Annotated in this window: 9 protein-coding genes; 2 read left to right on the top strand and 7 right to left on the bottom strand. The window is 68.1% G+C overall.

The window, feature by feature from the left end; all coding sequences use genetic code 11:
• Nucleotides 1-72 precede the first annotated feature (72 nt).
• The gene (gene nirD / locus RZE77_RS18445) at nt 73-516 is read right to left on the bottom strand and encodes a nitrite reductase small subunit NirD (protein WP_319438686.1); all 444 of its coding nucleotides are present in this window, start codon (nt 514-516) and stop codon (nt 73-75) included.
• 20 nt (nt 517-536) lie between these two features.
• On the bottom strand, nt 537-3,002 hold the full coding sequence (gene nirB / locus RZE77_RS18440) for a nitrite reductase large subunit NirB (RefSeq protein ID WP_319442356.1): 2,466 nt from the start codon (nt 3,000-3,002) through the stop codon (nt 537-539).
• Nucleotides 3,003-3,066: 64 nt separating this feature from the next.
• On the opposite strand from nirB, the gene RZE77_RS18435 reads away from it, so the two are divergent.
• A complete protein-coding gene (locus tag RZE77_RS18435; protein WP_319438685.1) occupies nt 3,067-4,767 on the top strand; it encodes a bifunctional protein-serine/threonine kinase/phosphatase in 1,701 nt (566 codons plus the stop codon).
• A gap of 17 nt (nt 4,768-4,784) precedes the next feature.
• Here RZE77_RS18435 and RZE77_RS18430 read toward each other — a convergent pair whose 3' ends face one another.
• Nucleotides 4,785-6,050, bottom strand: coding sequence for an MFS transporter (locus RZE77_RS18430; protein WP_319438684.1), 1,266 nt, complete (start codon nt 6,048-6,050; stop codon nt 4,785-4,787).
• Nucleotides 6,051-6,307: 257 nt separating this feature from the next.
• On the opposite strand from RZE77_RS18430, the gene RZE77_RS18425 reads away from it, so the two are divergent.
• Nucleotides 6,308-7,609, top strand: coding sequence for an ANTAR domain-containing protein (locus RZE77_RS18425; RefSeq protein ID WP_319438683.1), 1,302 nt, complete (start codon nt 6,308-6,310; stop codon nt 7,607-7,609).
• A 25-nt stretch (nt 7,610-7,634) separates the two neighbouring features.
• Here RZE77_RS18425 and RZE77_RS18420 read toward each other — a convergent pair whose 3' ends face one another.
• The 4 genes from RZE77_RS18420 to RZE77_RS18405 all read right to left on the bottom strand — a co-directional run bounded on the left by RZE77_RS18420 (nt 7,635) and on the right by RZE77_RS18405 (nt 12,250).
• On the bottom strand, nt 7,635-8,444 hold the full coding sequence (locus RZE77_RS18420; RefSeq protein WP_319438682.1) for an ABC transporter ATP-binding protein: 810 nt from the start codon (nt 8,442-8,444) through the stop codon (nt 7,635-7,637).
• Entirely contained in the window at nt 8,441-9,367 is a 927-nt protein-coding gene (ntrB, locus tag RZE77_RS18415; RefSeq protein WP_319438681.1) for a nitrate ABC transporter permease, read from the bottom strand. The genes RZE77_RS18420 and ntrB overlap by 4 nt, the downstream gene beginning before the upstream one ends.
• 13 nt (nt 9,368-9,380) lie before the next feature.
• Nucleotides 9,381-10,625 carry a CmpA/NrtA family ABC transporter substrate-binding protein gene (locus RZE77_RS18410; RefSeq protein ID WP_319438680.1) on the bottom strand — a complete coding sequence of 415 codons (1,245 nt, stop codon included), beginning with the start codon at nt 10,623-10,625 and terminating at the stop codon, nt 9,381-9,383.
• Nucleotides 10,626-10,969: 344 nt separating this feature from the next.
• Nucleotides 10,970-12,250: a nitrate- and nitrite sensing domain-containing protein gene (locus RZE77_RS18405; protein WP_319438679.1), complete on the bottom strand. Its 1,281-nt coding sequence runs from the start codon at nt 12,248-12,250 to the stop codon at nt 10,970-10,972.
• Nucleotides 12,251-12,321: the final 71 nt, after the last annotated feature.

Raw genomic sequence — 12,321 nt, 5'->3', positions numbered from 1 at the left:
CGTGTCCGCAGCCCACGCCGCAGTAGGGGCAGGTGGAGCGAGTTTCTTCCATGGGTCGGTGCCTTTTTTCGCCTAGCTGCCGTGCGGCGCCTGCACGTCGAAGGTCTCGTCTCCCAGCTTGCCAGCCGTGGCGGCACCGGGGCCCGCGCGAGGCGGCGCCAGGTCGAGTGCGTGCGTCTTCAGTTCGACCACGTTCATCATGACCTGGCCATCTTCGACCTTCACCGCAAACCTCGGCGTACACCCCTCATCCGGCGACTTGGCACACCCGTCATCGAGCCCGATGGCCCAGTTGTGCAGCGGACATGCCACGCTGGTGCCGAACACGATGCCCTGGGAGAGGGGCCCGCCCTTGTGCGGACAGCGGTCCAGCAGCGCGAAGACCTGGTCCTCGGCATTGCGGAACACCGCCACGTCCACCCCCACCGGGCGCGCCACGCGGCGCGCGCCCAGCACCGGGATGTCCTCGACGCGGCAGATCACCTGCCATTCGTTGTGATTGCTGTTGTTGCTCATGGGTTGTTTCTCCTTGTCCTTCAGGCCGCCTGGGTGGCCTTGTCCGCGTCATCCACCACCGCCACCGGCGTGAACTGCCGCACATCCACCGACGCCTGGCTCGATTCGAACCACGGATCCGGCTCCCCATCCAGCGCGAACTGCAGCCGCTCCCACAGCGCCTTGCGGCCGGCCTCGTCTTCCAGGATCTTCTTCTTCACATAGTCCAGCCCCACCCGCCCGATGTAGTGCACCGTGCGCTCCAGGTACCAGCCTTCCTCGCGGTACAGCTGCAAGAAGGCGCCCGAATACTCCATCACCTCGGCGGCCGTCTTCACCTTCACCAGGAACTGCGCCACCTCGGTCTTGATGCCGCCGTTGCCCCCCACATACAGCTCCCACCCCGAATCCACCCCGATCACCCCCACGTCCTTGATCCCGGCCTCGGCGCAGTTGCGCGGGCAGCCGGAGACGGCGAGCTTGACCTTGTGCGGCGAATACATCGCCCACAGCGCGCGCTCCAGGTCCTTGCCCATCTGGGTACTGTCTTGCGTGCCGAAGCGGCACCACTCGCTGCCCACGCAGGTCTTCACCGTGCGCAGGCTCTTGGCATAGGCAAAGCCCGAAGGCATGCCGATGTCCTTCCAGACACCCTCCAGGTCCTCCTTCTTCACCCCCAAGAGGTCGATGCGCTGGCCGCCCGTGACCTTGACGGTGGGAATCTGGTACTTGTCGGCCGCATCCGCGATGCGGCGCAGCTCGTCGGGCGTGGTGTGGCCGCCCCACATGCGGGGGATGACCGAGTAGGTGCCGTCCTTCTGGATGTTGGCGTGGCTGCGCTCGTTGATGAAGCGGCTCTGCGGATCGTCCCTGGCCTCCTTGGGCCAGGTCGAGATCAGGTAGTAGTTGACGGCCGGGCGGCAGGTGGCGCAGCCGTTGGGCGTGCGCCAGCCCAGGCCGCGGTAGACCGCGTCGTGGCTGAGCCAGTGTTCCTTCTTGATCGCGTCGCGCACGTCCTGGTGGCTCGCGTCGGTGCAGCCGCACACCGCCTTCTTCTTGGGCGTGGCCGAGTAGTCGCCGCCGGCGGTGAACATCAGGATCTGCTCCACCAGGCCGGTGCACGAGCCGCAGCTGGCGCTGGCCTTGGTGTGCTTCTTGACCTCGTCCAGCGTGAACAGGCCCTTGTCCTTGATGGCCTTGCAGATGGTGCCCTTGGTCACGCCGTTGCAGCCGCACACCTCGGCGTCGTCGGGCATGCTGGCGGCCTTGCTGTGGCCCTCGTGGCCGGTGTCGCCGATGTTGGACTCGCCGAACATCAGCTTGTCGCGGATGTCGTGCACGCTGCGCCCGTCGCGCAGCAGCTTGAAGTACCAGCTGCCGTCCACCGTGTCGCCATAGAGGCACGCACCCACCAGCTTGTCGTCCTTGATGACGAGTTTCTTGTAGACCCCGCCGAAGGGGTCGCTCATGACGATCTCTTCCGTCCCTTCGCCGCCCATGAACTCGCCGGCGCTGAAGAGGTCGATGCCGGTGACCTTGAGCTTGGTGGAGGTCAGCGACCCGAGGTAGCGCCCGATGCCGAACTGGGCCAGGTGGTTGGCCGCGACCTTGGCCTGCTCGAAGAGCGGCGCGACCAGGCCGTAGGCGATGCCGCGGTGGGCCGCGCATTCACCGACCGAGTAGATGCGCGCATCGGTCACGGTCTGCATGGTGTCGGTGACGACGATGCCGCGGTTGCAGTGCAGGCGCATCTGCTCGGCGAGCTCCACATTGGGGCGGATGCCGACGGCCATGACGGCCAGGTCGGCGGGCACTTCGGTGCCGTCCTTGAAGCGGATGGCAGCCACGCGGCCCTGGTCATTGCCCACCAGCTCCTGGGTCTGGGCACCGATCAGGAACTTCAGGCCCCGGTCCTCCAGCGACTTCTGCAAGAGCTTGCCCGCGACGTCGTCGAGCTGGCGCTCCATCAGCCAGGGCATGACGTGCACCACGGTGACGTCCATGCCGCGCAGCATCAGGCCGTTGGCCGCTTCCAGGCCCAGCAGGCCGCCGCCGATGACGACCGCGCTCTTGTGGGTCTTGGCGGTCTCGATCATGTAGTCGGTGTCGGCGATGTCGCGGTAGGCGATGACGCCCTTCAGGTCCTTGCCGGGCACGGGCAGCATGAAGGGGTTGGAGCCGGTGCACATGAGGAGGCGGTCGTAGGGCGCCTCGGTGCCATCCTCGGCACGCACGATGCGCTTGACGCGGTCGACCTCGACCACCTTCTTGCCGGCGTGCAGGGTGATCTTGTTCTCGGCGTACCACTCCCAGCTGTTGAGCACGATCTCGTCCACGGTCTGCTCGCCCGCGAGCACGGGCGACAGCAGGATGCGGTTGTAGTTGGGGTGCGGCTCGGCACCGAAGACGGTGATGTCGTACAGGTCGGGGGCGAGCTTCAGCAGCTCCTCGAGCGTGCGCACGCCGGCCATGCCGTTGCCGACCATCACGAGCTTGAGTTTCTTCATCATGGGTGGGGCCTTCCGAAAATCAAACGAGGGAAAGCGCACGGTGCGCGTGGAGAATCGCGCCATGAGCTTTGAAGTGGACATCGGCTACAGCAGCCAGCGCGGACCGCGCGATGTGAACGAAGACTTTGCCGGCGCCGTGAACGCACCGCCCGGCGAAGAGTCGCGCGGGCTCATCGCGGCCATTGCCGATGGGGTGTCCATGGGCGGGCGCGGCCTGGAGGCGGCGCAGACTACCGTCATGGGCCTTTTGGCCGACTACTTCGCGACGCCCGACACCTGGGAGCCGACCGCCGCGCTCGACCGCCTGGTGGCCGCGCAGAACGCCTGGCTCGCCGACCACAACCGGCGGCGCCAGGGCGGCGCCACCGCGCTCACCACGCTGACGGCGCTGGTGCTGCACGGCCAGAGCTACACGCTCGCGCATGTGGGCGACACGCGCGCCTGGCGCGTGCGCGCCGACGGCGAGCCGGCCATGCCGCTGACCCAGGACCACGCCTTCGAGCATCCCGACATGCGCAGCCGCCTGACGCGCGCCATCGGCCTGGACGACCAGGTGCGCGTCGACTACGCGCAGGGCGACGTGCGCGTGGGCGACTGCTTCGTGCTCACCACCGACGGCGTGCACGGCGTGCTCAAGCCGCAGCGCCTGGCCGCGCTCGCCCTGCAGGGCAGTGCCGAGGAAGCGAGCGAGGCGCTGGTGCGCGCGGCGCTCGACGCCGGCACGCGCGACAACGCGACGGCGCTGGTCATTCGCGTGGTCGGCCTCGATGTGCGGCAGCTGGACGACGAGCTCGGCGACGGCCGCCGCCTGGCGCCGCCGCCGTTCCTGAAGGTGGGCGACGCGCTCGACGGCTACGTCGTCACCGCGCTGGTGGCCGACACCGGCGTGCACCTGCTGTACCAGGCGCGCAATGCGGCCACGCGCGAACTGGTGGCGCTCAAGACGCTGCATCCCTCGCGCGCCAGCGACCCGCAGGAGCGCGCGATGCTCGCCCACGAAGCCTGGCTGGGCCAGCGCGTGGGCAACAGCGGATTCGTGCGCGTGCACGAACGCGCCGAGAACGCGAGCGCGCTCTACATCGTGTTCGACTGGCACGGCGGGCGCACGCTGGAGCAGATGCGCAAGTCCGGCGCGCGCGGCGCGGTGGCCGAGGTGGTTGCCGCCGCCATCGAGCTGACCAAGGCCCTGGGCCGGCTGCACCGCCACGGCGTGGTGCATCGCGACATCAAGCCTGGCAACCTGCACCTGGGCGATGACGGCCGCTGGCGCATCCTCGACCTGGGCGTGGCGCTGTCGGGCCGCGAAGGCGCGGCCCAGCGGGAGCTGCATGCCGGCACGCCGAGCTACATCAACCCCGAGCAGTGGGAGGGCGCCGAAGCCGACACCGCGAGCGACCTGTTCGCGCTCGGCGTCACGCTGTACCAGTGGCTCGGCGGCCATCTGCCCTACGGCGAGATCGAGCCCTACCAGGTGGCGCGCTACCGGCGCGATCCGGCCGCGCTCTCGCGCCTGCGGCCCGACGTGCCCGTGTGGCTCGACCACCTGGTGCGCAAGGCCGTCGCGCGCGACCCGCGCGAGCGCTTCGAAACCGCCGAGGAAATGCTGCTCGCGCTGGAGCGGGGTGCTTCCCGCCCCGTGAGCGCGCCCGCCGCCACGCCGCTGATCCGCCGCGACCCGGCCGCGCTCTACAAGATCGCGCTGGCCGTGTCGCTGCTGTTCAACGCACTGCTCGTGGTGTGGCTGCTCTTCTTGCCACGTTGAGGACGGGCGGAGGAAGGTCATGGCCGCGCCGTCTTCCTTGGGGGCACGTACTTGGCGTCGGCCGTGTGGGGCGAGGTGCGCGCGCGGCCACCTTTCTCGGCCCAGGTGCGCGTCCAGCGGATCTGCATCACGCGCATGACGCCCAGCATCACCAGCGACAGCGCACCGAAGAACACAAAGCCCCAGACGTAGCTGCCCAGGTACTGCTTCGACAGGCCCATGGCGTTGGGCACCAGGCCGCCGCCCAGTGCGCCGATCTCGCCGATCATCGAGCCGGCCACCGCGGTGCTCGTGGGCCAGCGCAGCGGCACCAGCTGGAACAGCGCGCCGTTGCCCGCGCCCAGCGCGGCGAAGCACAGGATCAGCAGCAGCGTGGTGAGCGCGAGCGACGCCGAGGAGATGCCCACCAGCACCAGCCCGACGGCCACCACCAGCAGCACCACGGTCAGCGTGTTGACGCCGCCCCAGCGGTCGGAGATCCAGCCGCCGACGATGCGCACCGCGGCGCCCATGAAGGCGGCCAGCATCGTGAGCTGTCCGGCCTGCACCTTGCTCACGCCGAACTGGTCGTAGTAGTAGGAAGGCAGGAAGGTGATGAGCCCGATGAAGCCGCCGAAGGTCACGCCGTAGATCAGGCTGAACACCCAGCCGTCCTTCTCGAACAGGCAGGCGATGTGCTCGCGGAAGCTCGCATGGCTGTCGACGTCGGGCGGCTCCTTGGCGAACACGATCATCACGATCATCGGCACCAGGATCGCGGCCGCCGCCACGGCATACACCGCCTGCCAGCCGAGCCACTGCGCGAGCGGCGGCGCCACCAGCACCGACACCGCCGTGCCCACGTTGCCGGCGCCCACCAGGCCCATCGCCAGGCCCTTGTGCTGCGGCGGGAACCAGCCCGAGCCCAGCGACAGCGCCACGCCGAAGCTCGCGCCCGCAATGCCCAGCAGCACGCCCATGGCGAGCAGGTCGTTGAAGCTCTTCACGAAGAAGAAGCCGAACAGCATCGCCACGGCGATCAGGCCCATCTCGACCAGCGTCGCATTCTTGCGGCCGATGTACTGCGACAGGATGCCGAGCGGAAAGCGCATCAGCGCGCCCGCGATGATCGGCACCGACAGCATCAGGCCCTTCTGCGCGGGCGAGAGGTCGAAGGTCTCGCCGATGAAGGGCGCCATCGCGCCGTTGAGCACCCAGATGCAGCACGAAAACGAGAAGTACAGGAAGGACGCAAACAGCGTCGGCCCGTGGCCGGAATGCAGAAAGGTCTTGAAGCTGGACATGGCGTTCAATCGTGCGAAATGCCGCGGCGCGGCCTCGCAGGAGCCGTGTCGACGGACGGGGTTGGGGCGGGATGCCGGCAGCGGACGCTGTCGGCGTGGGGGTGCTTCCCGGCACGTGCAGTGCCAGGACGGATGCAGGAGCCTGCAGCCTCACCAAAGCGGTGCTTCGTTACACCGCACCCTGTTCTACGCAAGAGGCGTGCCTGCGAAAGCGCGCGGGCCTGGCCTATGCTTGCACTGCTCTGCATCACCTCGCCATGATTTCTCTTCTCGCCGTCCTGCCCAATGAATTCGCCGGCTCCGCGCCCTTGTCGGACCTGCCGGAGCCGTTGTGGCTGGCGCTGGAGGGGGTGAATGCCACCGTGCTCGGAAGGGCCACTTGCCACACGCTGGTGCAGCAGGTGAGTGCGCTTGCACCGCAACAGGCCCTGGTTCATCTGCCCGAGCCGGCGGACCAGCTGCCGGCGCTGGTCGAGGCACTGCAGGCGTGGGGTGGCGCGCCGCCTTGCGCGCTGAGCCTGGCCAGTGCGCCGCTGGGCGGAGAACAGCACGAGGCGCTGACCGCGCTCGGCGTGCACGCCTGGGCGCCCATCGATGCGCTGGACGCCGCGTCGCTCGCGGCACTGCTCGCTCGCGCGCAGGCCCGCTGGCAGCGCGAAGCCGCGCTGCGCACCGAACTCGACGCCCTGCGCACGCGCATGGACGAGCGCAAGTGGGTCGATCGTGCCAAGGGCCTGCTGATGTCGGCGCGCGGCATCGGCGAAGACGAAGCCTTCGGCCTGCTGCGCGGCGCGGCGATGCATGCCAACCTGCGGCTGGGCGAGGTGTCGCGCTCCGTGATCGAGGCCGCGCAATGGGCCGACGCGATCAACCGCGCCGGGCAGCTGCGCATGCTCTCGCAGCGGCTGGTGCGCGTGGCGGCGCAGCTGCTGTCGGGCATCGACGTGCAGCGCGCACGGGTCCTGCGCACGCAGTCGACCGAGCGGGTGCAGCAGAACCTCGATCATCTGGGCACCCTCGAGCTGGGCGCGGCTGGCGTGCTTGCGCTGGGCGAAGTGCGGGCCGCCTGGAGCGGGCTCGCCGGCTCGCTGGCCGCGCGTCCCACGCAGCCGGGGCTGGCCGAGATCGACGCGCGCGGCGAGGCCTTGCTCTCGGCCGCCGAAGCCATGACCGAAGCGCTCGAGGCCTCGGGTGCGCGGCGTGCGCTGCGCATCGTCAACATCTGCGGGCGGCAGCGCATGCGCGCGCAGCGCCTCGCGAAGGACGCATTGCTCGCATCGACCATTGCGGCCGAGGCATCGCGCGAGCGGCTGCTGCCGACCATGAACGAGTTCGAAGCGGCGCTGCTGGAGCTCGAACGCGCGCCCCTCAGCTCACCCGAGATCCGCGCCGCTTTGGCCGCCGCGCGCGATGAATGGCTGCGCCTGGTCGGCGGCGTGCAGGCGCAGGGCAGCCCCGAAGGCCGAGCGACGCTGGTGCGTTCGAGCGAGGCGCTGGTCGATACCTTCGAGCGCCTCACCGCCTGGTACGAGCACAGCCTGCAGGTCATCATGTCCTGACGCCGGTCGTGCCGTGCCTGCTGGGTCAGGCTGCAGCCTTCTCCACGTGTGCCTGGCGCGTGTAGAGGAAGTCGATCACGGCCTTGCGGGCATGCACGTAGATCGGGTCTTCGGCCAGTTCGACGCGATTGCGCGGACGCGGGATGTCGACCTTCAGCACCTCGCCGATGGTGGCGGCCGGGCCGTTGGTGAGCATCACGATGCGGTCGGAGAGCAGCACCGCCTCGTCGACGTCGTGCGTGACCATGACGACGGTGCTCTGGGTCTTCTGCACGATGGCGAGCAGCTCGTCCTGCAGCTTGGCGCGCGTGAGTGCGTCGAGGGCGCCGAAGGGCTCGTCCATCAGCAGCACCTTGGGTTCCATCGACAGCGCGCGCGCAATGCCCACGCGCTGCTTCATGCCGCCGGAGATTTCGCCGGGGCGCTTCTGCGCGGCCGCCGAGAGGCCGACCATCGCAAGCGCCGCATCGGTGCGCGCGCGCAGCTGCGCCTTGCCTTCGGTGGCGGCAAACACGCGCTCGACGGCCAGGTGCACGTTCTCGAAGCAGGTGAGCCAGGGCAGCAGCGAGTGGTTCTGGAAGACCACCGCGCGCTCCGGTCCCGGCCCCTTGATTTCCCTGTTCGCGCACAGCAGCACGCCCTGCGTCGGCGTGGTCAGGCCCGCGATGAGGTTCAGCAGCGTCGACTTGCCGCAGCCCGAATGGCCGATCAGCGTGACGAACTCGCCCTTGGCCACGTTCAGGTTGACGCCCTGCAGCGCAAGGAAGCTGCCCTTGGCGGTCTTGAAGCGCTGCTCGACGTCGTGGATCTCGATGTATTTCGAATCGTCATTCATGACTTCACCTCTTCGAACGTGAATGCAGTGGCAAGCTTGATGAGCGCGAACTCCAGCACCAGGCCGACGATGCCGATCACGAAGATCGCGATGATGATGTTGGCGACGTTGAGGTTGTTCCACTCGTCCCACACCCAGAAGCCGATGCCGACGCCGCCGGTCAGCATCTCGGCCGCCACGATCACGAGCCAGGCGGTGCCCACCGCCAGCCGCACGCCGGTCAGCATGTAGGGCAGCACGGCCGGGAACAGGATCTTCGTGAAGATCTTCCACTCCGACAGGTTCAGCACCTTGGCCACGTTCATGTAGTCGCTCGGCACGCGCTGCACGCCGACCGCGGTGTTGATCACCATCGGCCAGATCGAGCAGATGAAGATGGTCCAGATGGCGGCCGGGTTGGCGCCCTTGAAGACGAGCAGGCCGATCGGCAGCCAGGCAAGCGGCGACACCGGGCGCAGCAGGCTGATCAGCGGATTGAACATGCGCGAAAGGAACTCGAAGCGCCCGATCGCAAAGCCCGCCGGAATGCCGACCGCCGCCGCCAGGCCGAAGCCCAGTGCCACGCGCTGCAGCGACGAGAGCACGTTCCAGCCCACGCCCTGGTCGTTCGGGCCCTTGCTGTAGAACGGGTCGCTGAAGACCGTGAGCGCCTGCTGCCAGGTGGCCAGCGGCGACGGAAAGCCGGTGGTGCTTTTCATGGCGACCAGCTCCCAGACCAGCACCAGCAGGCCGAAGCCTGCGAGCGGCGGCAGCACGCGCATCCAGAAGGCGCGCAGGTCGATGGGCGAGCGTGGCTTTTGCTCCCTCTCTACTTTGGGCTGCGAGGCCGCCTCGGCGCGGGGCGCACCCTCGCCCCGGCCCTCTCCCGCACGCGGGAGAGGGAGAGATGCGTCCATCGGCGAATGAAATACAGCACTGACCATGATGTGTTTCTCCTCAGACATGCAGCTTGAAGGAATCGGCGTACTTCTTCGGATCCTTGCCGTCCCACACCGTGCCGTCGAACAGCTTGCTGCTGCGCATCACGTCCTTGGGCACGGGGGTCTGCGTGGCGGCGGCGGCCTGTTTGTAGATGTCGATGCGGTTGATCTCGGTGGCCACCTTCAGGTAGTCCGGATGCTCCTTGAGCAGGCCCCAGCGCTTGTGCTGCGTGAGGAACCACATGCCGTCCGACAGATAGGGGAAGCTCACGGCGCCGCCGTTGTAGAACTTCATGTGGTTGGGGTCGTCCCAGCTCTTGCCCATGCCGTTGACGTAGCGGCCCAGGATGCGCTGGTTGATCGCGTCCACGCTGGTGTTGACGTAGCTCTTGTCGGCGATGGTCTCGGCCATCTTGTTCTTGTTCTGCAGGCCGGCGTCGATCCACTTGCCGGCCTCGATGATGGCCGCGGTGACGGCACGCGCGGTGTTGGGGTACTTCTTGACGAAGTCGCCGGTGGTGCCGAGCACTTTCTCCGGGTGGTCCTTCCAGATGTCCTGCGTCGTGATGGCCGTCACGCCGATGCCGTCCATGATCGCGCGCTGGCCCCAGGGCTCGCCCACGCAGTAGCCGTCCATGTTGCCCACGCGCATGTTGGCCACCATCTGCGGAGGCGGCACCGTGATGTTCTTGACGTCCTTGAAGGGGTCGATGCCGGCCGATGCGAGCCAGTAGTAGAGCCACATCGCATGCGTGCCCGTGGGAAAGGTCTGTGCGAAGGTGTATTCGCGCTTCTCGCTCGCGATCAGCTTGGCGAGCGAGGGAGCATCGACTGCGCCCTTGTCCGCGAGCTTCTTCGACAGCGTGATCGCCTGGCCGTTGTTGTTGAGGGTCATGAGCACGGCCATGTCCTTCTTGGGGCCGCTCAGGCCCAGGTGCATGCCGTAGACCAGGCCGTAGAGCACGTGCGCCATGTCCAGGTCGCCGTTGGAGAGCTTGTCGCGCACGCCGGCCCAGCTGGCTTCCTTGCTGGGCACGATCTTCACGCCGTACTTCTTGTCGATGCCCAGCACCGAGGCCATCACCACGCTGGCGCAGTCGGTCAGCGGGATGAAGCCGATCTTCACTTCCTCCTTCTCGGGCTTGTCGGAGCCCTGGGCCCAGACGGCGGCGCGCAGCGCGGGATCGATGGCCACGGCGCCAATGGCGGCGGCTTGCAGTACGCGGCGGCGGCTGAGGCGGGTTGTCAGCGGGTCGGTCATGTGGCGGGCTCCGGTGAGTGAAGGAAGAAGAACGAACAAAAGCAGAAAACAAAAAAGGCGTCCGCACCGCGCAGGGGCTGCTCGAAAACGAGCCCTTGCGGGATGGGGACGCCTTTGTCCGGTTTCGGTGGACGACACCCGCCGTTGGGTGCCGCCTGCCTGGGACCCGAAGGTCCATGTACTACTTCAGCAAACTATGTGCCAGCTTTCGTGGCTGCCGATTGCTATCGAATCGGCAGCAGGAGAGCGGTTGCCGGCTTGCGCGAAACGGCCGCAAGGCGGAAATCCGGATTCATGCACGGTTGTTGTGCGCCGCACCAATTCGAACGCTTTTCGGGCGGCGCTCAGCGGCGGGGCGCTGCATCGAGCGGCAGGTAGTCGGCCATGGCGAGCATCGACTCGGCCACGTCGACGAGGCGGCGCTTCTGGTTCATGGCCGTCTGCAGCAGCATCTTGTGCGCCTCGTTCTCGCTCATGCGGCGGTGCGCCATCAGGAGGCCCTTGGCGCGCTCGACCAGCTTGCGCTCGTTGAGCGAAGCGCGCACGGTTTCGAGCTCGTCGCTCATGGCCTGCAGGCGGCGCGACTGCTCCTGGACCATGTCGAGCACCGAGCGCTCGAGGTGGCGGCCGTACTGCGCAGGCTCCGTGGCCCGGGTGTCGGCGTCGTCGAAGAACACCGCGCCCTCGGGCTGCGGCGCCAGGTTGCCGAGCACCTCCTGGTATTTCTGCAGTTCGGCGCGCGCCTGTGCGGTCTTGCGGGCGCAGAGCTCGCGCAGGTCGGCGGCGAGCCGGTGTTCGACGGTCTTCATGGCGTCGATGCGGCGCGTGCACCAGTCGAACCAGGCCTGGCTCAGCCGGGCGTCGGGAACGCACGCCGAGGCCGCCTGGGGCGTGCTCACGCTCATGCGGCGCTGGCGCTCGATCTCGGCCATGACGGGGTCGGACTGGCCTTGGTGCCAGAGCGCCAGCACGCCGCTGCTCGAAAAATCGGTAAAGACCTGGAAGCAGCGCTCCTGCAGTTCGATAAGGTGCAGCCATTGCTGGCGCTGCGCCTCGTCGCTGCGCCCCAGCGCCAGCGACGCGGCGCCGAAGGCGCGCTCCTGGCCGGCAAATTCCTTGCCCTGCATGAAGTTGAACATTGCCACCAGCAGGCGCGAGATCTCGGGGTCGGTGGCGCCATCGGCCGCTTCGAACACCACCGCCAGCAGGCCGGCAACGAGCTTTGCGAACGCGGCGGTGGCCTGCGCGGGCGTCAGCTCGAGCGCGCCGATGCGCTGGCGCAGGGCGGGCAGGCCGTCGAGCCCGGGGAGCACCCAGGCAATCCGGCTGAAGAGGCGGGCGCTGTTGCCTGCGGTGGCGCCGGGGTGCGCTTCGGTCTCGAGCTGGTCGAATCCGGCGCGCACCTCCTGCTCGAGCGCCAGGCATTCGGCGATCTGCGGATCGCGCTGCTCGGCGAAGCGGACGCCGCGCGAGGCGAGGAACACGTTGGACATGCCGCGCTCCCGCTGCAGCGCATGGACGAGCCGCGCGATCAGGCCGACCAGGTCGCTGGTGCGCGCGAGCTGGTCCAACTCGTCGATTTCGCACTTTCTGGCGGCGATCAGAAAACTCAGTCCGGATTTCATGGTGGGGGAGGGGTAGCAAAAGGCTTGCTGCAACATCCGTGCCGCACGGGCATTCTTCGCCGCCTACACTC

Source organism: Variovorax sp. SPNA7, assembly GCF_033807855.1.
GTDB classification, from domain to species: Bacteria; Pseudomonadota; Gammaproteobacteria; order Burkholderiales; family Burkholderiaceae_C; genus Variovorax; species Variovorax beijingensis.
The sequence above is the reverse complement of the archived record's forward strand: the minus strand, read 5'-3'. Positions and strand labels throughout refer to the sequence as shown.